This is a genomic window from Polaromonas sp. P3_A5 (genome assembly GCF_056403055.1).
On record NZ_JBFUGF010000001.1, the window covers coordinates 3,396,201 to 3,417,495 of the forward strand.

Genomic DNA, 21,295 nt, shown 5'->3' on the forward strand with positions numbered 1-21,295 from the left:
TCCGACCTTATGAAGCATTTGTTGAATCTTTTGGCAGCCATTGCGCTGCTCGTGTGGGGCACCCATCTCGTTCGTACCGGCATCCTGCGGGTGTTCGGTGCCAATCTGCGCCACGTGCTCGCAGTCAGCATCAGCAACCGGCTGGCTGCGGCCGTCTCGGGCATCGGGGTGACGGCCCTGGTGCAGTCCAGCACCGCCACCTCCCTTATCGTTTCGTCATTTGTCGGGCAGGGCCTGGTCACCCTGCCGCTGGCGCTGGCCGTCATGCTGGGCGCGGACATCGGCACCAGCCTGATGGCCGTGGTGTTCTCTTTTGACCTGTCCTGGCTGTCGCCGCTCTTTATCTTTGTCGGCGTCGTGCTGTTCATCTCGCGGCAGGACACCAATGTCGGCCGCTTTGGCCGGGTGCTGATCGGCCTGGGCCTCATGCTGCTGGCCTTGCGGCTGGTCACGGCCTCCACTGAAGTTCTGACCCAGGCACCGGCCGTGAAAGCCCTGCTGGGCTCCCTCAGCAGCGACCTGCTGCTCGAAATTACCGCGGGCGCCTTCCTGGCCGTGGTGTCGTACTCCAGCCTGGCGATTGTGCTGCTCACGGCCACGCTGGCCGCCTCGGCCGTCATCCCCATTGACGTGGCGCTGGGCCTGGTCTTGGGCGCCAACCTCGGCAGCGGGCTGCTGGCGGTGCTCACCACACTGCGCTCGGCCGTTGAAGTGCGGCAGGTTCCGCTGGGCAACCTGTTCTTCAAGCTGCTGGGCATCATCGTCGCAGCGCCCTTCATCGGCCTGTGGCTGCGCCACGTGCGCCCCTACCTTGGCGAAGCCGCCACCGTGGTGGTGCTGTTCCATCTCACCTTCAACATGGTGGTGGGTGCCATATTCATTGGCTGGACGCAGGTGATCGCGCGCTGGGTGGAAAAGCTGCTGCCCAAGCCCGACAAAAACAAGGCCGGCGGCCGCCCCCATCATCTCGACCCTTCCGCACTGGCCACGCCGTCGCTGGCCATCTCCTGCGCGGCCCGTGAAGCGCTGCACCAGGCCGACGTGGTGGAAACCATGCTGCTGGGCGTGCTGGCGGTCATCCAGAAGAACGACCTCAAGCTGGCCGAAGACCTGCGCAAGATGGACGATGCCGTCGACGAGCTGTATTCGTCGATCAAGTACTACCTCACCAAGATTTCACGCGAAGCGCTGGCCGAGGAAGAAAGCCGCCGCTGGACCGACATCATCAGCTTCACCATCAACATGGAGCAGATCGGCGACATCATCGAGCGTGTGCTGATCGACATCGAAGACAAGAAGATCAAGCCGGGCCGCAACTTCTCGGACGCCGGCATGGCTGAAATCGTCGAACTGCACGAGCGCCTGGTGGCCAACCTGCGCCTGGGCATGAGCGTGTTCCTCAATGGCACGGTGCGCGACGCGCAAAAGCTGCTGGAAGAAAAAGCCCGTTTCCGCGACCTGGAGCGGGCATATGCCACGACCCACCTGGGTCGGCTATCAGCCAATACGGTGCAGAGCCTGGAAACCAGCTCGCTGCACATTGACCTCATCAGCGAACTCAAGCGCATCAACTCGCACATCTGCTCGATCGCCTACCCGATCCTGGATTCGGCCGGCGCACTGGCCCCCAACCGCTTGCGCCAGCCAGCCCTGACCGACCAGGCCTAAGTAAGGCCCATGGCGTCTGAAAGAATCAGCGTCGCTTCGGCCGTGAATTCGCCGCGCTGCATGGCCTCGAGCAAGTCCCCGGCCTCCATCAAGCGAAACTGCTCGACCTCGCCGTCCTGGTTGTCGGGCACCATGCCCTCGGGTACGGTGCAGACATACCAGTCGATGTCCTCCACCACATAACCCGCGCCGTTGCCGTCGGTGGCCGGCCGCCGCGCCGCCAGGCGCCCGCCGTAGCGCATAGCCTGCAGCGCGGCCGTGTGCAGGCCGGCCTCTTCCCAGGTCTCGCGCACGAGCGCGGTTTCCACCGTATCGGCCGCCGACACCATGCCGCCCATCAGCGTGTCCCACAGGCCCGGATCATTCGATTTGTTGAAAGCACGCTGCTGCACCCAGAAGCGCCCGTCAGGTGACTGCCCCACCAGGTGCACCGCCAGCGTGGTGATGCCCAGCGGCCGCACAGCTGCGCGCTCCACCGTGCCCTTGCGGTGGCCGAACTGGTCGGGCACCGCGAGCTGCTCGTCGCGCCAGGCACCGGCGAGGCCCGCTTCATGCAGCGCCACCGCGATTTTGTTCAGACTGGTCGTGACGTCACCCATCACGCGCCAGCCCAAAGTTGAGGGGCGCTCTTCCTTGAGCAGCGGATGGTCGCCGTCGGTCATGGTGTGGAGGGCCAGCTTGTGGAAGAAGCCGGGTTCTACCGAGCCGATTACCGATTCACCGGCCCACAGCGGCACACGTGGGCGCAGCGGTGGCTGGATCGCTCCGGCGCGCAGGGCTTGCAGCCATTGGGCATCAAAAGCAGGCGGCATCATCATGCGTCCTTGGGGCCCGTGCTGGCAGGCCATTGATATGCGAAAAGACCGGGGCAGCGGGCCATCCCGGATTCTGCTGCGCAGTTTACTTCGCCCACACCAACCGGACAGTGCAAACCCGCCGGCCAGGCGGGAAGCATCAGCTCCGGAAATTTATTTGCTATTAATTTAATAGCTGCTCGCGCTTACGCCTATTGGATAAAACGGCCAAAACCCTTGAATTCGGGCGCAAACCTGCGAAGCTAGGCTTTGACGAACAAACCGTCCAGTCGCTTGTCCCACCTGGCCCCTGGCAACACATCAGCCAGCTGCGTATCGCCAAATGCAAAAGTCCCCCGCAGCACCTGCGCCAGCACCGCGCGGTAATCATGGTGCGCCGGCAAGTCGCGTCCTTCGTTGAGTTGGGCCAGGCCCGTCCATTGGCCATGCCAGCGTCCGCCGGCGACACGGTTGCCCATCAGCCACATGGCATTGCCAAAGCCGTGGTCGGTGCCGCGTGTGCCGTTTTCGGCGCTGGTGCGGCCGAATTCGCTCATCACCACGACAACATCGCCGGGTTCGGAAAAATCCTGGCGCAACTGCGCGATGCCGCGCGCCAGGTTGCCGAGGTTGTTGGCCAGCTGGCCGGTGGCAGCGCCCTGGTTGGCATGGGTGTCCCAACCGCCGGCCGACAAAAAGCCGATGCGCAACTTTCGGTCGTTGCGCATCAGCGTGCCCAGGTGCTGCGCATCGAGTTGCAGGCCCACCGGGTCGGCCGCGCCGTTGCTGGCCGCCTGCATTTGCGCGTTCAGCGCCTGCGGATTGCCGGGCGTGCCATCGCGGTCCAGGCGCTTGTCTGCCATGCGCCTGCTGTCTTCCGCCATTTTTTCGGCCCTGGCGTTTTTCTGCTCCGTGAGCTCCTGCGCACTCTGCATGCGGCTACCCGCACCCTGGCGGAAGGCTTCGCTGATCTTGTCGTCACCGGCATACAGGTCCATCAGCGCCTGGCGGGTTCTGTCGTTGGCCAGCACGCCGGTGCGCTCGGCCGACTGGCCGCGAGGGATCAACCTGACGGTCGCCTGCCCGCCCAGAATGGCCGGATTGGCCTCGCCCACGCCGAGAGCGGTGGCGCCCGGTGCAGCGGCTTTGCCCAAGCCCGCTGTGGTGTTGAGCCACCCGGGCGCGCTGCTGGTCTTGCCGCCCTGCGCGATCTCCATCTGGTACTGTGCATCGAAATGCGAACGGTTGGGCGCAGGCAGGCCGGCCGCGGGCACAAAGCCCAGAACGCCTTGCTGCCACAGCGGCAGCAGTGGAGCCAGCGCGGGATGCAGGGCAAAGGTTTTGTCGAGCTTCAAGGCGGTTTGCGTCGTGCCGTCGGGCGCCGCAATCGCGATGTTGGGGCGCAAAGCGTAGTAGTCCTTGTCTGCGTAGGGCACAAAGGCCGACAGACCGTCATACGCACCGCGCAGGAAGACGACGATAAGGCGCCCGCCGTCCAGGCCTGATCGGCTTGCGGGCAAGGCTTGCGCCCACACGCCGGGCGCTGCCAGCGACAAGGCGGACAACGCGCCCAGGCCCACCAGCTGGCGGCGTTGCAGCAGATTCGCCGATGAAGAAAAATTGGGGTTCATAGGAGTCCTTGTTGCGGCATATTCCATGTCCAGATCAAGCGTGAACGCGAAGGCCCGCCGCAGACAGTGCTACAGCACGGCAAGGCGGGCCGACAAAGTGCACGTTTGATTTGGACATGGAATTATTTGCGCATGAAGTCAGGGCTGGCGAGCATCAGGCCGGTGCGCATCTGCGCGGGTTCCTGCGCAATGCGCTCGCGCGTCGCAATGCTGAAAAAGGCGTTGAGGTAAGACGGCTCAGCTGTGCGCTGGGCCAGGCCCATGGCGTAATCGGCGCGGCGCGTCAAAGCCTCGGGCGCAAGCCAGGTACCGGCATCGGTTTTGTAGCCGTCGGGCGTTTGCCAGCCATGCATGGGCTGGCCGGCCTGCGCCAGGAAGCCCAGGGTTTGCACGATATCGCGGCGCTCCTTGACACCCCCGGCCGCAGTGAGCGCCGAACAGGCAAAGTCCAGCGGGGTTTTAAACAACTGGTTGTCTTGCGCCCAGAATTCCGGTGATTCGATCAGGGTGCGCATCACCGCGCGGATGTCGCCCTGGGTAGCCGTGAAGGCAGTCGCCAACCGGTTGACCAGCGCGGGCGAGGGTTTGTCGGCCACAAAAAAACTGGCCAGCCGGATGGACACACGCCGTGCCGTCTCGGGCCGGCGTGCCAGGAAGCGAATGGCTTCCTCGCCTTCCGCAACGCCCTCACTGCCGAACGTACGGCCCAGCAGCACCTTGCCCTCCTTGTCGTGCAGGCGCTCGGCAAAACGAAAACCCTCGCCGTCCTTGAGGTTCACCGTCCAGCCGGTGAGGATGCGGGCCAGTTCGTGCACGTCTTTTTGCGTGTAGCCGCTGTTCACGCCCAGGGTGTGCAACTCCATCAACTCACGCGCGTAGTTTTCATTGAGGCCGCGGCTGTTGCTCTGCGCCTGGTCCAGGTAGAACAGCATGGCCGGATGCCTGGCGCTGGCCAGCAGCAAGTCTTCAAAACGGCCCAGGGCGTTGGCGCGAATCACATTGATCTCGTAGTGGCCGACAAAGGGGCGCACCGGTCCCTTGCCGACGAACACATTGAGGTGGTTGAACCAGAACTCGGTCATGCGGGCCAGCAGCGGATTTTCCAGCGCCGGATCGCTGCAGGACATCAGCCGCCAGGCGGCCGCGCCCTGAGCCATCTCGCGGCTGAATTTTTCCCCGCCTGTATCGGCCGCGGCGGCCATACCGGGCTTGGGCGTTTCGCGCGCAGCCCGGCGCATCTCGCGCTCGGCCTGGAAGCTGCGCGCGATGTCATTGAGCGGTGCGTTGATGCCGGCGATTTCGGCAGGAAGGGTGGGAGGGCGCAGGCTTGCGGCATAGGCCGCATCCAGTTGCTGCAGCGCCCAGGCGCGCGGCGAGGCCGCGGCGGCCTGCGTCGAGGCCGGCGTGGGTGCATACCCCAGGCGCGAAGCGGCGCGCCATGTGGCGGCAAGCTTGGCCGGCGGCGGCACGGCATCGGCCTGCGCCTGCGCCTGCGCCGCCGGGGCGGCGAGGCAAGCCAGGAAGGCCGCGAGCATGCCGGCCTGGGTGATCGCTGTGGGCATCGTGTTCTCCTGGGGTCTGTTAGCAGGCCCTCGCCCCTTGTAACGCATCCGCCACGCCTTGCGTTGAATGCCGCCCGTGGCTTTACACAGGTTTACCGCCCCAGGGCCGGTGGTTACAGCGTCAGGATGGTGCAGCCCGTGGTCTTGCGGGCTTCAAGCGCACGGTGCGCCTCTGCCACGTCGGCCAGGGCAAAACGCTGGTCTATGGGGATATGGACTTTGCCGCTGATGACCATGGCGAACAATTCATCCGCCATTTCCTGTGTGGTCTCACGCGTCGCAATGTGGGTAAAGAGCGTCGGCCGTGAAACGTAAAGCGAGCCCTTGGCTGCCAGCAGGCCGATGTCCAGCGGCGGCGTCTTGCCGGAGGCATTGCCAAAGTTGGCCAGCAGGCCAAAGGGGCGCAGGCAGTCCAGTGACTTGAGGAAGGTGTCCTTGCCAACCGAGTCGTACACCGCCTTCACGCCCCTGCCGCCGGTGATTTCCTTGACACGGGCCACGAAATCTTCCTGGGTGTAATTGATGGCAAAGGCCGCGCCCTGCGACAACGCCAGCGCGCATTTCTCGTCAGAGCCGGCGGTGCCTATGAGTTGCAGGCCCATGGCCCTGGCCCACTGGCAAGCGATCAGGCCCACGCCGCCGGCGGCCGCGTGAAACAGCACATGGTCGCCGGCGTGCAAGCCGCCCTGCGGCTGCGTGCGCCGCAGCAGGTACTGCGTGGTCAGCCCCTTGAGCATCATGGCCGCGCCGGTTTCAAACGAGATCGCATCGGGCAGCTTGCACACGCACTTGGCCGGCATCACGCGCACTTCACAGTAGCTGCCGGGCGGCTGGCTGGCATAGGCCGCGCGGTCACCCGCTTTCAGGTGGGCCACGCCCTCACCAACAGCCTCGACGATGCCGGAAGCTTCCATGCCCAGTTGAAGCGGCATGGCAAGCGGATAGACACCGCTGCGTTGGTACACGTCGATGTAGTTCAAGCCAACGGCCTTGTGACGGATGCGTATTTCGCCCGGGCCGGGGTCGCCTACCGTCACGTCTACCAGTGCGAGTTCTTCAGGTCCGCCGTGCTGGTTGATGCGTACGGCTTTGGAGGTGATGGAGGCCATGGATTTCCTTGCAAAGGTTGCAGATGGAGAAAGAAAAGGGGTGGCCGTCATGGTGCCATGAATCGAAATGGGCCGCAGGCGCCGAGGGTTGAACCCCGCGCGGCGAGAGGAAAACGGTCGTGCTTGATAAAGTCCCCGTCATGACCCAACGCCTCACGCCCGCCACCGCCACGCTGCTGGTGGTCCCTCCCTTGCTCTGGGCCGGTAACGCCGTCGTCGGCCGCCTCGTCACCGGCCTTGTGCCGCCCATGACGCTCAACTTCCTGCGCTGGGCCCTGGCCTTCGTGATCCTGCTGCCGCTGGCCTGGCGCCTGCTCAAACCGGGCAGCAGCCTGTGGCCTCACTGGAAACGTTTCGCGGTGCTGGGCCTGCTGGGTGTGGGTTGCTACAACGCCTTGCAGTATCTGGCGCTGAAAACCTCCACACCGCTCAACGTGACGCTGGTGGCGTCAAGCGTGCCGATCTGGATGCTGGTCGTGGGGGCGCTGTTTTTTGGCCAGACTGTGTCGAAGCGACAGACCACAGGTGCCGTGCTGTCGATTGCCGGCGTGCTGGTGGTGCTGTCGCGTGGCCAATGGGAATTGCTCATGCAGGTGCAGCTGGTGCCCGGCGACCTGTACGTGCTGCTGGCCACGCTGGCCTGGGCGTTTTACAGCTGGCTGCTGTCGCAACCCAAAGAGCCGGCGGAAATCCGCCGCGACTGGGCGGCCTTCCTGCTCGCGCAAATCGTGTTCGGACTGGCCTGGTCGGGTGCGTTTGCCGCCGGCGAATGGGCGTTGACCGACGCGCACATCCAATGGGGCTGGCCGCTGGCCGCAGCCCTGCTGTACGTGGCCGTGGGACCCGCGGTGATTGCCTATCGTTGCTGGGGCATGGGCGTGCAGCGTGTCGGGCCGGCGATTGCGGGCTTCTTTTCCAACCTCACGCCGCTGTTCGCTGCATTGCTGTCGGCGGCCTTTCTCGGTGAGTTGCCGCACCTCTACCACGCGCTGGCTTTTATGCTGATCGTGGGCGGCATCGTGGTGTCGTCGCGGCGCTGAAGCGCGCAGCAATTAGCGCAGCAGCGGTTTGATTTTCACAACACATTGTGAGAAATCGCTGCATAAAACTTGCCAAGCCCGCGTGGGCTCTTCAGAATCCGTTCCTTGCTTTAAGCCACTGTGCAACGAATAACCTTGCGCAGTAAACACCTTGAAGCCCTCAAGACCATGACTTTGTTCACTCACACCTGACGCACCCTCCACTGCCCCCGGCTGGATGTGGTGTCAACCATACCCAGCCCTGCGGGCAGTCGGTGCTGTGCCTTCACGTGTGAAGCGCGCTCCGCAAACCCCAGGCTGATTTTTCGCCGGGGTTTTGCTTTTTCGGAGCGTGCACATGAGTGCCAAAACTTTTTCCCGTGACTTTGCTGCAGGCAAGGTCAAGCATTTGCGGCGCATGAAGCAGCCGCTGGCTTTGACCTTGCCGCCACCCACACCGCGCAATCCCGTGGTGCGGGCCCTCGTCCAGCGTGCCATCACGTCGGGTGCGGGCAAACATATTCGCAGCGCCGGCGCCCATCGCCGGGCTGAAACCGTGGCTTTGCAAAAAGCCCTCAAAAATTTGACTGACTGACATGAAGAACGATATGACAACCGAGACGGTGGCCGCAGCCCGCGTGCCGCCCGAGCTCATGCGCGAACGCAGTGCCCACCTGGCCCTCGTCGCCACCGAGCTGAAGACCGAGCTGTTCGGTATTGACGACATCATCGACCGGGTGATCGAGTCGATCCGCGCCTGGTATGTGCTGCCCCACATCATTCGCCGCCCGGTGATCGTGTGCCTGTGGGGACTGACCGGCACCGGCAAGACCCAGCTCACGCGCCGCCTGGCGCAGAAGCTGGGCTTCTACGACCGCTTTGTCGAAGTGCAGATGGACGGCTTCAGCAACGGCAGCAGCTGGCGTAGCGCCGACTCCATCAGCGGCATGCTGGCGGAGTCCGCCGTTGCCGAGAGCGAGCCAGGCATTCTGGTGCTGGATGAATTCCAGCGCTTTCGCACCATCAACGAAAAGGGCGATGAGGTCGCCGTCAAACGCTACCAGGACGTGTGGCAGCTGCTGTCCGACGGGCGCCTGCCGCCGTCGCTGTCTTTTCTGCAGGAGCTGGAATCGTCTCTGGCTTTCTCGCTGTATGACCACGAACGCGAGGAACAGGCTGATGAAAAGCCTGCCAAGGACGGCGTCCAGGCCAAAAAGCTGAAGTTCGCCCTCTCGCCCTACCAGGCTCAGGAATTCAAGCAAAGCCTCAAGCTCAAGGAACCACTACAGGAGGTGATGACCTGGACACCCCAGCAACTGCAGGAGCGAATGCTGGCGTTCAGGGCATCGACCGACTCGTGGGAAACGGATTACAGCCGCTTGCTCATCATCGTTTCGGGCAACCTCGACGAAATGTATGAGGGAACCGCCAAACGCGTGGAAGACTGCGACACCGATGCCGACATCTTTCATGCACTGACGAAAAAACTGTCGGTCATTGACGTCAAGAAGGCCCTGAGAGAGCGCTTCAAGCCCGAGCAGATCGCCCGGCTGGGGAACAACCATGTGATCTACCCCTCGCTGAGCCAGGCCACGTATGAGCGGCTGATCCGCAGCACCTGTGCCAGATACGTTGGTGAAATGCAGGCGAGTGCAGGACTGTCTTTTGATCTGCATGAATCGGTGTACCAGGGAATTTATGCCAATGCGGTCTTCCCGGCCCAGGGCACACGCCCGCTGTTCTCGTCGATTCACGCCATCCTGAGTGCGCCGCTGGTGAATGCCGTGCTGTGGGCGTTTGAGCATGATGTGCCGGCGGACACCACGCTGCACGTGAGGCTGGACGCCGCCACGCAATCCCTGCACGTCAGTCATGGCGAGTGCGGGGGCGGGAGCATCGCCTACCCCGTGCCGCTGGACCTCAACCAGCTCAAGCAGCGCGCCAGCCCCGACTTTCGGGCCTTGCTGGCCGTGCACGAAGCAGGCCACGGCCTGGCCTACGGCCGCCTGTTCGGCCATGCGCCGCAGGAAGTCAAGATCAACGTGGCGTCTTTCGAGGGCGGCTACAACAGCTATGTGCGCATGAAGGCCGAATCACGTCAAAGCTGCCTGGACCGCCTCTGCGTGGGTCTGGCCGGCCGCGCCGCCGAAGCGCTGGTGTTTGGCGAAGACGCCTGCACCACGGGCAGCGAGAGCGACTTCAAGAACGCCACCGCCCTGGCCGCGCGCTTTGTGCGCCACTTCGGTTTCGGCAACCGGCTGAGCCACACCGACGTGACCCACGACATGGACGACAACCTCAACACCGATGTTGAGCCGACCAACGCCGAGATCGAGGCCCTGCTCGCGCAGGCGTACGCGCGCGCACAGGAGATTCTCAGAACCGATTCGGCCTTGCTACTGAGCATCGTGGACGAACTGCTGGCGCACGGCCAGGTGAGCAAGGAGAAGATGGCCGGCCTGCTGGGAGTGGGCATCGCGACGGAAGAGAGAATGCTCATGCCTTATGCCGAGCAGCTCCAGCTGTTCAGCCTGCAACACGGGCTGATGCAGCGGGTTAGCGCTACTGCAGTGGAGGCTGTCGAACCTGCGCTTGAATGATTGCCTGAACGTTAACGCTAACTTGAGCGCTGGGGCATTCAATCCAGGTCCAGGCCGAAGTTCCGCCTGAAGGCATCGCAAAACTCCACAGTCCCACTGAGGGACAGGGTGAGCGTATGCCGCGGCTTGCCGGGCAGGCCGGCTTCCACCTCCAACCGTCGCGAAACCTCGTCATAGTGCAAGGCCTCGGGCGCCGTCAGCTCCTGCATGCCGTGCAGGTCGTAATCCCAGTCAAAACCCTCCTCGAGCGGGCCGCGCCGCCCGGGGAATTCCGCGTGGGCCCATGCCAATACCTGGACGGCTTCAGCATGGACGGCCAGCACCTGGTCCGGCCATGTGGAGGCCATGGCTTCCAGCGTGCCCGTGCCGTCGCTGCTCTCGGCGTAATCGAATTGGAGGTAGTCCAGGCTCAAGGGAAGCGCCTGGTGCTCAATAAGTGCCCGGATAAGCCCCGCCGTCAGCCAGCACGTTTTGCCCCGTCATGTAGGCGGCATGCGTGCTGCACAGGAAGGCGCAGATGGCGCCGAATTCTTCGGGCGTGCCGAAGCGCTGGGCCGGGATGTTCTTGCGGCGCGCATCCATGATGGCTTCCAGGGGCTGGCCGGTTTTTTGCGCAGCGCCGCTCATGGTGCCGCGCAGGCGGTCGGTGTCGAAAGCGCCCGGCAGCAGGTTGTTGATGGTCACGCCTTGCGCCGCGAGTTTGGTGCGTGCCACGCCGGCCACAAAGCCGGTCAGGCCGCTGCGCGCGCCGTTGGACAGACCCAGGATGTCGATAGGCGACTTGACTGAGCTGGAGGTGATGTTGACGATGCGCCCGAAACCGCGCGCCGCCATGCCGTCGACCGTGGCCTTTATGAGCTCGATGGGAGTCAGCATATTGGCGTCCACCGCCTTGAGCCAGGCGTCACGGTCCCAGTCGCGGAAGTCACCGGGCGGCGGGCCGCCGGCATTGGTCACCACGATGTCGAAGTCCTTGCGCAGCGCGAACACCGCGGCGCGGCCTTCGGGTGTGGTGATGTCGGCGGCGACATACTGGACGCTGGCGCCTGCGGGTTTGCCCTTATCCGTCTTCAGTTTTTCAGCCGCGGCCTTCAGCGTTTCCTCGCCGCGCGCCACGATCAGCACATGCACGCCTTCGCGCACCAGCGCCTCGGCGCAACCCAGACCCAAACCCTTGCTGGCGCCGCAGACCAGCGCCCATTTGCCTGCAATACCCAAATCCATAATAATTCCTCATTACAACCACGGGGGAGAGCGGCTCATGATACTGAGTAAATACAAAATGCAGGCGGGAATGGTTATCGCTCCCCTGCTCACATCGCTGCTGGTTTTCAGTGCGGCGACACAGGCCCAGCCGCAAGGCGAGGCCGTACTGATCAAGCGCGCAGCCCAACTGCGCGAAGGTCCGGGCGAATCGGCCCGCAGCCTGGCCCCGCTGCCGGTTCAAACCTCGGTGACCCGGCTGGGCGAGCGCAACGGCGCGTGGATCAAGGTCCGCATGGCCGACGGCACCAGCGGCTGGGTGCACATGTTTGACATCACGGCCCCCAGCTCGCAGGCCGGTGCCGGCACCGGTGCACTGCGCAGCCTGTCGAGCTTTTTCAACAAGGGCAGCGCACAGGCGCCGGGCGGCGCAGTGGCCACATCCACCGTCGGCATTCGCGGCCTGGGTGCGGAAGACCTTGCCAATGCCGTTCCCAACCTGGCGGCCGTGGCGCAAGCCGACGCCAACCGTGCGAACGCTGCGCAAGCCAGGCAGTTCGCGGGCGGTGCCTCGCTGAACGTCCGGCAGGTCGATCCCCTGCCCACACCCACACCGCCGGCTGCCGCACCCAGCACCAGAACCGAACAATACGGCGGCTAAAAACAAGACAAGAGGCACCGCAATGAATCTTCACACCCTCCAAACACTGGCAACGCCCGCACGCCATGCGGTTTTTGCATTGACCCTGCTGGCCGGCTTGCTCCCTCTGGGCGCTCATGCCCAGGATGCGGGCAAGGCGCTAGGCGGCCTGTTCCAGTCACTGATACGCCCGAACCAGCCGGCGCAGCCCGCCCCCGCGCAACCCAACTCTGCGGCCGGCCTGGCCGGGGCGTTGCTGGGCGCCAGCCTTACACCGGGCGGACAGCAGGCAGCCCAGGGTGGTGACCTGTTCCAGCTGTTGTCACAGTCGCTGGATCAGATTGACGAACCACGTGAAATCCAGATCGGCCAGCAACTGGCCGCCGTGCTACTGGGCAGCAAACCGCTCTACCCTGACGTGGCTGCGCAGCGCTATATCAACCAGCTGGGCCGCTGGATCAGCCTGCAGTCATCGCGGCCCGACCTGCCCTGGACCTTCGCCATCCTCGACGACCCCGGGTTCAACGCATTTGCCACGCCAGGCGGTTATGTCTTCGTCACCAAGGGCCTGATGGACCGCGTGGCGGACGAAAGCGAATTGGCCGGCATCCTGGCCCATGAAATCACCCATGTCACAGCCAAGCACCACTTGATCGCCCTGAACAAGGCGGCACGCGCCGGCCTTCTGACGCAGGTGATCAGCTCTCAGCTGAAGAACGACCTGGGCGGCCTGGTGTCGTCGCAGTTGCTGGCGCTGGGCAAGAACATGTACACCAAGGGCCTGGACCAGCAGGACGAGTTTGACGCCGACCGTACCGGCGTGGCTCTCGCCGCGCGCGCTGGGTTCGATCCCTACGGCCTGGTGGCGGTGCTGCAGCAACTGCGCAGCGCTGCGCCGGATGACGCATTGTTTGCGCTGTCCCTGAGCACGCATCCGCCCGCCCAGACGCGACTGAACCAGCTTGAGCAGGCCATGGGTACCCGGCTGGACGCGTATGCAGGACAGCCATCCGTCACGGTGGCGCAGCGCATCAGCGGTGCGAACCGCAGGCCTACAGCGCAAGCGCCTGCGTCGACGCGTACACCCGCAAAGAAGTAGCAGCGCCCCTGACACCACGCGCTATCAAATTAATAGCCGCTTGCGCACGTAGTACCTGGGCTAGAGGCCGATCTGATGCCTAAGCAGCTTCGGTGCGCGCGGGAATCCTTAACCCAGCATAAGCCGCGGGACTGGCTTTGCCAGACCGCAGGCGGGCGGCCCCTTCTGTAATGAAAGGGGCAGGGAGAAAGGCCGTAGGCCACACGAAGTGAGCGACCGTGAGGGCCACTATCTGCCTCTCGTGAAAACGAAGATCCCTGCAATCACCAGCACCGTCCCCGCCGCCACCCAGACCGTGAACGGCTCACCCAGAATCAGCACACCCATCAGGATGGTGGACATCGGGCCCACCATGCCGGTCTGCGCGGCCATGCCGGCGCCGATGCGTTCGATGGCCATCATCACCATCAGCACCGGTACCGCTGTGCACAAGGTGGCATTGAGCAGCGACAGCCAGATGACCTCGGGCGCGACGGCGGCGGCGCTCAGGGGCCGCAGCAACACAAACTGCAACAGGCACAACAGGCAGGCCACGGTGGTAGCCAGCCCCACCAGGCGCAATGAGCCGAGCCGCCTGACCATCTCACCGCTGTAAACCAGATAAAGCGCGTAGCTCACCGCGCTCAGGAACACCAGCAGCGCACCCCAGGCAGCGTCCGCGCCCTGCAGCGTGATCTCGTGGCCGAACACCAGCACCACGCCGCAGTAGCTGATGGCCATGCCGATGATTTGCAGCGCGCCAACTCGGCGCTTGTACAACACCAGGCCCAGCAGCAACACCAGCGTGGGATTGAGATAGAGGATGAGTCGTTCCAGTGACGCACTGATGAACGCCAGGCCGGCGAAGTCCAGGAAACTGGCGAGGTAGTAACCCGTGAAGCCCAGCCACAGCACGCCCAGCCAGTCCTTGCGCGTCAGCGGCGCCTTGCCCCGGCTGGCCCACCACGCCATCACCGCAAAGATGGGCAAGGCAAACAGCATGCGGTACATGATCAGCGTGACGGCGTCGACGCCGTAGCGATAGGCCAACTTGACAATGATGGCCTTGCCGCTGAACGCGATGGCACCGAAAGTGGCCAGCAGCAAACCAGGCGCTATGCTTTTAGTAGCTGCTTGCGCTCGTCCTGCTTGGGCTGTCGGCCTGTTTTTATCAGATTTATCGCTCAAGGTCGTTTCTTAAAAGCCCACGGCCTGGCCGTCGCGGCGTGGATCGCTGGCCGCCACATAGCCTTCGACCTTGGGGTTGCCGGCACGCCAGATGAACTGGCCGGCGCCAAAGTCCTGGTAGGAGTCGTTGATGACTTCCATGCGGTGGCCGCGGTCGGCAAGGCCCTGCACGGTACTCGGGTCCATCGTGGCCTCCACATTGATCTCAAGGCCGGCGTTGTAGCGCCAGCGCGGCGCATCGCAAGCCACCTGTGGGCTCTGGCCGTAGTCCAGCATGCGCACCAGTGTCTGCATGTGGCCCTGCGGCTGCATGTTCGCGCCCATCACGCCATAGCTCATCACGGGTTTGCCATCCTTGCTGAGGAAGGCCGGAATAATGGTGTGGAAAGGCCGCTTGCCCGGTGCGACCTGGTTGGCGCCCGGCAGCAGGCTGAAGGCGTGGCCGCGGTTTTGCAGGCTGATGCCGAACTCGGGCTCGACGCAGCCTGAACCAAAACCCATGTAGTTGCTCTGGATGAAGCTCACCATCATGCCGTCTTCATCGGCTGCCGTCAGGTAGATCGTTCCGCCCTTGACGGGATTTCCCGCGCCAAAGTCCTGTGCCTTTTTCATGTCAATGAGTTTGGCACGGGACGCCAGATACGCGTCATCGAGCATTTGCTCGGCCGTCACCTCCATTGACGAAGGCTCGGCCACGTACCGGTAAATATCGGCAAACGCCAGCTTCATGGCTTCGATCTGCAGATGCTGGGAATCCACGCCATCCACCGGGAGCCCGGCTACATCGAACTTATCAAGGATGCCCAGCGCAATCAGCGCCGCAATGCCCTGCCCGTTGGGCGGAATTTCGTGCAGGGTATAGCCCCGGTACTCCTTGCCGATGGGCTTGACCCATTCCGGCTGGTAGCTTTCAAAATCTTTGGCGGTGATGCTGCCGCCGTTTTGTGCGGAGAATTTTTCGATGGCCTGGGCAATGGCGCCGCCGTAATACGCCGTGCCCTTGGTTTGCGCAATAGCACGCAACGCTTTGGCTGCGGCCTTGAACTGGAACAGTTCACCGACATTCGGCGCCCGGCCCCAGGGAAGGAAAGATTGGGCAAAGCCCGGCAGCGATTTCAACTCCCCCGTAGCGGCCGCCCACTTCTGCTGCACCACGGGCGGCAACAAATAGCCGCGCTCGGCGATTTCAATTGCAGGCTCCATCAGGTCGGCGAAGGGAAGCTTGCCGAAACGCTCGCTCAAGGCCACCCAGCCGGCCACCGCACCCGGTACGCTCACGGAATCCATACCGCGTTTGGGCGGCGTCTGCGCATCGCTGCCGTATTTGCGCTTGAAGTAATCCGGCGTCCAGCTTTGCGGCGCGCGGCCCGATGCATTCAGTCCATGCAGTTCCTTGCCGTCCCAGAGGATGCAAAAAGCATCGCTGCCCAGGCCGTTGCTGACAGGTTCGACAATGGTCATGGCGGCGGCAGCAGCGATCGCGGCATCTACCGCATTGCCGCCCTTGAGCATCATGCGCAAACCGGCCTGCGCGCCCAACGGGTGCGAAGTCGAAACAACGTTGCGGGCAAACAGCGGCAGGCGGGTGGAGGTGTAGGGGTTGCTGTAGTTGAAATTCATGGGTCACCTGTGGAAGGCAAGGCAAGGAAGAATGGATGCCGGCGGTCATGGTGTGCAACCGCAGGCGGGAAGTCAAACTGACCGGCATCGTCACGACCAGGCGGCGCGATGCGGTGAAAGGCATCAATCGGCGCTGATTTTCCGCTCGACAATGATTTTCTTCCACCTGGCCGTGTCCGTCTTCACCATGGCCGCAAAGGCCTGCGGGGTGCCACCCGCGGGTTCGGCGCCCAGTCTGGCAAAGCGGTCTTTCACATCGGAATCGGCCAGGGCTGCGTTCACCGCCTGGTTGACCTTGCCTGCCAGGTCTGGCGCCATGCCTTTGGGGCCGTAAACCCCGAACCAGGTGACCGACTCAAAGCCCGGCAGGGTTTCCGCCACCGCCGGCAGATCGGGAGCGAGCGCCGTGCGTTTGAGGCTGGTGACCGCAAGGGCCCGCAGCTTTCCATCTTTCACATGCGGCATGCCGGTGACAAAGGAGTCGAACAGCACGTCGATCTTGCCGCTGATCAGGTCCGGCATGGCCAGTGCCGTACCGCGGTAAGGGATGTGCAGGATGAAGGTCCCCGATTGCGCCTTGAAGTATTCGCTCATCAAGTGGATGATGGTGCCGTTGCCGCTGGACGCGTAGTTCAAACGCCCGGGGTTCTTGCGTGCATGATCGATAAATTCGCCCATGGTCTTTGCCGGCGACGTGTTAGGCACCAGCACCACATTAGGGGAACTTGCCACATAGGCAATCGGCGTGAAGTCTGTTTCCGCGTTGTAGGGAATCCGGGGGTTGACGGCCGGCCCGATGCTGTGGGTGCTTGAAGTCGCCAGCAGCAGCGTGTAGCCGTCAGCAGGCGATTTGGACGCAGCATCGGCGCCTATCGTGCCGCCGGCGCCCGGCCGGTTTTCGACCACAACCGTCTGGCCGATTTTCTCGCCCAGCTTTTGCGACAGGGCCCGTGCCAGGATGTCCGTCGCGCCGCCTGCCGGAAACGGCACGATCATGCGAATGGGTTTGGACGGATAGTTCTGGGCCATGGCGGGGCCCACGAGAGTCACGGCGGAAGCCGCAGCCAGGGAAATAATATGTCTACGTTTCATCTGGCCATTGTGCAACGATTTTGAGCGCCGACTATGTCGCAAACAGGCAAAACAAAAGGCACCCGAAGGTGCCTTTTTTGTATGTGCTTCCCGTTGATCAGTCAGCTTCAACGAAAGCTTCTTCCCGTTTGTTTTTGATGCTTGGCAGCAGCACGATGGCCAGCAGCAGCACGGCGGCTCCCAGCAGTCCGGCCGACAGTGGACGCGTCACAAACACGCTCCAGTCGCCACGTGAAAGCAGCAGGGCCCGGCGCAGGTTCTCTTCCATCATGGGGCCCAGGATGAAGCCCAGCAGCAAGGGAGCGGGTTCGCAGCCGAGCTTGACGAACATGTAGCCGATCACACCGAAGATGCCCACCATCCAGATGTCGAAGGTGTTGTTGTTGGTGGAATACACGCCAATCGCGCAGAAAAGCACGATGGCCGGGAACAGGTAGCGGTAAGGCACGGTCAGCAGCTTGATCCACATCCCGATCAGCGGCAGATTCAGGATCACGAGCATCGCGTTGCCGATCCACATCGAAGCGATCAGGCCCCAGAACAGTTCAGGGTTGCTGGTCATGACCTGCGGGCCGGGCTGAATGTTGTGAATCGTCATGGCGCCCACCATCAAGGCCATTACGGCGTTGGGCGGAATGCCCAGCGTCAGCAGCGGAATGAAGGAGGTCTGCGCGCCGGCATTGTTGGCCGACTCAGGTGCTGCGACGCCGCGGATGTTGCCCTGACCGAAAGGCACTTCACCAGGCCGCATCTTGATTTTCTTCTCAAGGGCGTAACCCGCAAATGCGGCAAGCAAGGCGCCACCGCCGGGGAGAATCCCCAGTGCCGAACCCAGGAAAGTACCCCGCAGCACGGCAGGCGCCATGTTCTTGAAGTCTTCTTTGGTGGGGAAAAGTCCCGAGACCTTGGCGGTGAAAACCTCACGCTCATGCTCCGGCTGCGCCAGATTGCTGATGATCTCGCCGTAGCCGAATACACCCATGGCGATGGTCACGAAACCAATGCCGTCAGTCAGTTCGGGAATGTCAAAGCTGAAGCGGGCAACACCGGAATTCACATCGGTTCCGACCAGACCCAGCAGCAGGCCCAGCACGATCATGGCAATCGCCTTGAGCAGCGAGCCGGAAGCCAGCACCACGGCGCCGATCAGACCCAGCACCATCAGTGCGAAGTATTCGGCGGGGCCGAACTTGAAGGCCAGCTCGGTCAGCGGCGGTGCAAACGCGGCCAGGATCAAAGTGCCTACGCAACCGGCAAAGAAAGATCCCAGGCCTGCCGCGGCAAGCGCGGGCCCGGCCCGGCCTTTTCTCGCCATCTGGTACCCGTCAATACAGGTCACCACTGAAGACGACTCCCCCGGCAGATTCACCAGAATGGCGGTGGTGGAGCCGCCGTACTGGGCGCCGTAATAAATACCGGCCAGCATGATCAACGCCGACACGGGAGGCAGCGCGTAGGTGGCCGGCAGCAGCATGGCAATCGTAGCCACAGGGCCGATACCCGGCAGAACACCAATCAAGGTACCCAAAATACAGCCGATCAGGCAGTACAACAAATTGATCGGCGTGAATGCCACGCCAAAACCTATCGACAAATGATTTAGCAATTCCATTTTTTATTCTCCTTAGCCGATAAAGAATGGCCAGACCGGGAACTGCAACTTGAGCAGGACGACGAAAGCCAGGTAACTGCCGATGGCCAGCACCGTCGCAAGAATGAAGGTGTTTTTGACCTTCCAGCCCTCTTCGGCCATGCTGGAAATGAAGGTCAGCGCATAAATCGCCACGATCATGCCCATGGCGGGAATCTTGATGCTCGGCAAACCGGCCAGCAAAATGCCAAATACCAGATTGGCCAGAATGATGAAAATGAGGGGCTTCCAGGCCCACTTGCCGATCTTGTCGCCGCCTACGGTTTCCACCACCAGCGCCTTGAAGGTAATAGCACCTCCCAGAACAGCCATCAAAATACCCAGCATGAGAGGGAAGTAACCCGGACCCATACGGGCACCTTCACCCACGTTGTAGGTGGTTGCCCCCCATGCGAACGCCACACCGACCCCCATGAACATGAGGCCGGAGAAAAAGTCTTTCTGACTCTTGATATTCACGGCTGTCTCCTCAATACATATAAAAGAAAGAATCGGTGGATTGTGCATTCAATCACCCGGCCCCCGCCATGTGGCTTTCACTTACCTTTCGTAATCTTTTGGCTTACCTCTTGCTTACAACGGGCCGGCCGCTGTAAAAGGCTGCAAGGACTCAGTCCAAAGACGGGGTGGAGGCCAAAATTTCCTCGATGGTTGTCAGACCCTCTGCCACTTTCAGCGCGCCGGCCAACCGAAGCGGGCGCATACCTTCGCTGACCGCCTGGCGGCGCAGCGCATCGATATTGGGTTCTTTCGAGACCTTTTCCTTGAAGCCTTCCGTGACGGTCAGCAGCTCATAAAGCCCCATGCGCCCACGGAACCCGGTCATCCGGCAATCCACACAGCCCACCGGCTTGTACGGCCGGTAGCCGCCGCTGATTTGCCAGGGTTTGACCAGATCGGCGAGCGTTTCGCGTGAGGCGGCCTCGTCAGGCTGGCGGCAATTGCTGCACAAGGTGCGTACCAGCCGCTGGGCCAGCACACCCAGCAAGGTGGCGTTGATCAGGTAAGAAGGAACCCCGAGTTCCATCAGGCGGGACACCGCCGACGGGGCGTCATTGGTATGCAGTGTGCTGAAAACCAGGTGGCCAGTCAGCGCGGCTTGCACGGCCATCTCGGCCGTCTGCAGGTCGCGGATTTCGCCCACCATGATGATGTCCGGATCCTGCCGCATCAGCGCGCGCAGCCCTTCGGGAAAGTCGAAATCCAGATGCGGCTGGACTTGTGTCTGGTTAAAGGAGGCCTCGATCATTTCGATCGGGTCCTCAATCGTGCTGACGTTGACTTCTTCAGTCGCAAGCCGCTTGAGCGTGGAATAAAGCGTGGTGGTCTTGCCGGAGCCGGTAGGCCCCGTGACCAGGACAATGCCATAGGGCCGCTTGACCAGTTGCTCCCATCGTTCGGCGTCGTGCTGCGAAAAACCCAGTGCATCCAGGTCCTTGACCGTGGTGTCCGGGTCAAAAATCCGCATCACCATTTTTTCGCCGAAGGCTGTGGGCAAAGTGGACAGGCGCATCTCAACTTCGTCGCCGCGCGGGTTGCGGGTCTTGATGCGGCCATCCTGTGGTCGGCGCTTTTCCACCACATCCATGCGGCCCAGCAGCTTGATGCGGGCGGTCATGGCGTTGTGCACGCCCATGGGCAGTTGATAGACCGGATGCAGCACGCCGTCGATGCGAAAGCGGATCACGCCCTGCTCGCGCCGCGGCTCCAGGTGGATGTCGCTGGCGCGCTGGTCAAAGGCGTACTGCCAGAGCCAATCCACCACCTGCACCACGCCCTGGTCGTTGGCGTCCAGCTGCTTGTTGCTTTTGTTCAGCTCAACCAGTTGTTCAAAGCTCGCCGACGTCGCCCCACCGCCGGCCTTGATCGCCGCCTTGACGGATTTGGCCAGTGCAAAAAATTCGGCGGTGAACTTGGTGATTTCGAGGGGGCTGGCAACCACAAGGCGTACGCTGCGCTTGGCCTGACGTTCGACCTCCTGCACCCAATCAGTCACGAAAGGCTCCGAAGTGGCAATCACCACCTCGCTGGGGGTCACCTGCACCGGCAGTACCTTGTGCCGCTCGGCATACATGGCCGACATGGTGTCCGCCACCTTGCCCACGTCCACCTTGAGCGGGTCAATCCGCAGGTAGGCAAGGCCGGCCCGTCCGGCCAGCCATTGCGTGATCGTTTCCATGTCCAGGGGTTTGCCGTCGGCCAGGCGTGTCATGCCGACACTGGCAAGCCGGGTTAACGGCGGCTGCGCGCTTTGCACCTGGGAGCAGCGTGCAATCGTGCGCTGGGCTTCGGCGGCGCTGATGACGCCGTCTTCGCTGAGCCACTCAACCAGCATGCGCCAGCCCAGCGGCCCGGCAGGAGGCTTTTTCACGTGCAGGTCTTTGGGGTGTTTGGGGTGCGTCACGGCGCTCATGGGTCGCACTGTACCCCATCCACCTGG

At 62.9% G+C, this 21,295-nt stretch carries 18 protein-coding genes; 6 read left to right on the top strand and 12 right to left on the bottom strand.

The window, feature by feature from the left end; translation table 11 throughout:
- Positions 1-9 precede the first annotated feature (9 nt).
- Complete coding sequence (locus AC1DU8_RS16205; RefSeq protein WP_457279510.1) at positions 10-1,668, top strand: Na/Pi cotransporter family protein; 1,659 nt, start codon at positions 10-12, stop codon at positions 1,666-1,668.
- Here the strand turns inward: AC1DU8_RS16205 and AC1DU8_RS16210 are convergent.
- From AC1DU8_RS16210 to AC1DU8_RS16225, 4 genes are all read right to left on the bottom strand, one after another.
- The gene (locus AC1DU8_RS16210) at positions 1,665-2,486 is read right to left on the bottom strand and encodes an NUDIX hydrolase (RefSeq protein WP_477689955.1); all 822 of its coding nucleotides are present in this window, start codon (positions 2,484-2,486) and stop codon (positions 1,665-1,667) included. The two genes, AC1DU8_RS16205 and AC1DU8_RS16210, sit on opposite strands and share 4 nt — an antisense overlap.
- A gap of 239 nt (positions 2,487-2,725) precedes the next feature.
- On the bottom strand, positions 2,726-4,093 hold the full coding sequence (locus AC1DU8_RS16215) for a DUF1501 domain-containing protein (protein ID WP_477726975.1): 1,368 nt from the start codon (positions 4,091-4,093) through the stop codon (positions 2,726-2,728).
- A 122-nt stretch (positions 4,094-4,215) separates the two neighbouring features.
- Positions 4,216-5,655 (bottom strand): DUF1800 domain-containing protein, encoded by a 1,440-nt coding sequence (locus tag AC1DU8_RS16220; RefSeq protein ID WP_477726976.1) that lies wholly within the window; start codon positions 5,653-5,655, stop codon positions 4,216-4,218.
- Between the two features lie 113 nt (positions 5,656-5,768).
- Positions 5,769-6,764, bottom strand: a complete 996-nt coding sequence (locus AC1DU8_RS16225) for a quinone oxidoreductase family protein (protein ID WP_457279514.1) — start codon at positions 6,762-6,764, stop codon at positions 5,769-5,771.
- Positions 6,765-6,904: 140 nt separating this feature from the next.
- Between AC1DU8_RS16225 and AC1DU8_RS16230 the strand changes: the two genes are divergently transcribed.
- The 3 genes from AC1DU8_RS16230 to AC1DU8_RS16240 all read left to right on the top strand — a co-directional run bounded on the left by AC1DU8_RS16230 (position 6,905) and on the right by AC1DU8_RS16240 (position 10,383).
- Positions 6,905-7,804: a DMT family transporter gene (locus AC1DU8_RS16230; RefSeq protein WP_477727061.1), complete on the top strand. Its 900-nt coding sequence runs from the start codon at positions 6,905-6,907 to the stop codon at positions 7,802-7,804.
- 337 nt (positions 7,805-8,141) lie between these two features.
- Positions 8,142-8,378 carry a hypothetical protein gene (locus AC1DU8_RS16235; protein WP_477669692.1) on the top strand — a complete coding sequence of 79 codons (237 nt, stop codon included), beginning with the start codon at positions 8,142-8,144 and terminating at the stop codon, positions 8,376-8,378.
- A gap of 13 nt (positions 8,379-8,391) precedes the next feature.
- The gene (locus AC1DU8_RS16240; protein WP_477726977.1) at positions 8,392-10,383 is read left to right on the top strand and encodes an AAA family ATPase; all 1,992 of its coding nucleotides are present in this window, start codon (positions 8,392-8,394) and stop codon (positions 10,381-10,383) included.
- Positions 10,384-10,421: 38 nt separating this feature from the next.
- On the opposite strand, the gene AC1DU8_RS16245 is transcribed toward AC1DU8_RS16240, so the two are convergent.
- On the bottom strand, positions 10,422-10,796 hold the full coding sequence (locus AC1DU8_RS16245; protein ID WP_477666164.1) for a hypothetical protein: 375 nt from the start codon (positions 10,794-10,796) through the stop codon (positions 10,422-10,424).
- 16 nt (positions 10,797-10,812) lie between these two features.
- On the bottom strand, positions 10,813-11,607 hold the full coding sequence (locus AC1DU8_RS16250) for an SDR family oxidoreductase (protein ID WP_477666163.1): 795 nt from the start codon (positions 11,605-11,607) through the stop codon (positions 10,813-10,815).
- A gap of 70 nt (positions 11,608-11,677) precedes the next feature.
- On the opposite strand from AC1DU8_RS16250, the gene AC1DU8_RS16255 reads away from it, so the two are divergent.
- Together AC1DU8_RS16255 and AC1DU8_RS16260 are read left to right on the top strand one after the other, a co-directional pair.
- A complete protein-coding gene (locus AC1DU8_RS16255) occupies positions 11,678-12,247 on the top strand; it encodes an SH3 domain-containing protein (RefSeq protein ID WP_457279521.1) in 570 nt (189 codons plus the stop codon).
- Between the two features lie 22 nt (positions 12,248-12,269).
- Complete coding sequence (locus AC1DU8_RS16260) at positions 12,270-13,325, top strand: M48 family metalloprotease (protein ID WP_477689960.1); 1,056 nt, start codon at positions 12,270-12,272, stop codon at positions 13,323-13,325.
- Between the two features lie 228 nt (positions 13,326-13,553).
- On the opposite strand, the gene AC1DU8_RS16265 is transcribed toward AC1DU8_RS16260, so the two are convergent.
- The 6 genes from AC1DU8_RS16265 to tfpB all read right to left on the bottom strand — a co-directional run bounded on the left by AC1DU8_RS16265 (position 13,554) and on the right by tfpB (position 21,268).
- Positions 13,554-14,423 carry a DMT family transporter gene (locus AC1DU8_RS16265; protein ID WP_477666388.1) on the bottom strand — a complete coding sequence of 290 codons (870 nt, stop codon included), beginning with the start codon at positions 14,421-14,423 and terminating at the stop codon, positions 13,554-13,556.
- A gap of 78 nt (positions 14,424-14,501) precedes the next feature.
- On the bottom strand, positions 14,502-16,112 hold the full coding sequence (locus AC1DU8_RS16270; RefSeq protein ID WP_457279523.1) for a gamma-glutamyltransferase family protein: 1,611 nt from the start codon (positions 16,110-16,112) through the stop codon (positions 14,502-14,504).
- Between the two features lie 123 nt (positions 16,113-16,235).
- A complete protein-coding gene (locus AC1DU8_RS16275; protein WP_457279524.1) occupies positions 16,236-17,204 on the bottom strand; it encodes a Bug family tripartite tricarboxylate transporter substrate binding protein in 969 nt (322 codons plus the stop codon).
- Between the two features lie 97 nt (positions 17,205-17,301).
- Positions 17,302-18,816, bottom strand: coding sequence for a tripartite tricarboxylate transporter permease (locus tag AC1DU8_RS16280; protein ID WP_457279525.1), 1,515 nt, complete (start codon positions 18,814-18,816; stop codon positions 17,302-17,304).
- Positions 18,817-18,828: 12 nt separating this feature from the next.
- A complete protein-coding gene (locus AC1DU8_RS16285; RefSeq protein WP_457279526.1) occupies positions 18,829-19,314 on the bottom strand; it encodes a tripartite tricarboxylate transporter TctB family protein in 486 nt (161 codons plus the stop codon).
- 151 nt (positions 19,315-19,465) lie between these two features.
- Positions 19,466-21,268 carry a type IV pilus assembly ATPase TfpB gene (gene tfpB / locus AC1DU8_RS16290; protein ID WP_457279527.1) on the bottom strand — a complete coding sequence of 601 codons (1,803 nt, stop codon included), beginning with the start codon at positions 21,266-21,268 and terminating at the stop codon, positions 19,466-19,468.
- Positions 21,269-21,295 lie beyond the last annotated feature (27 nt).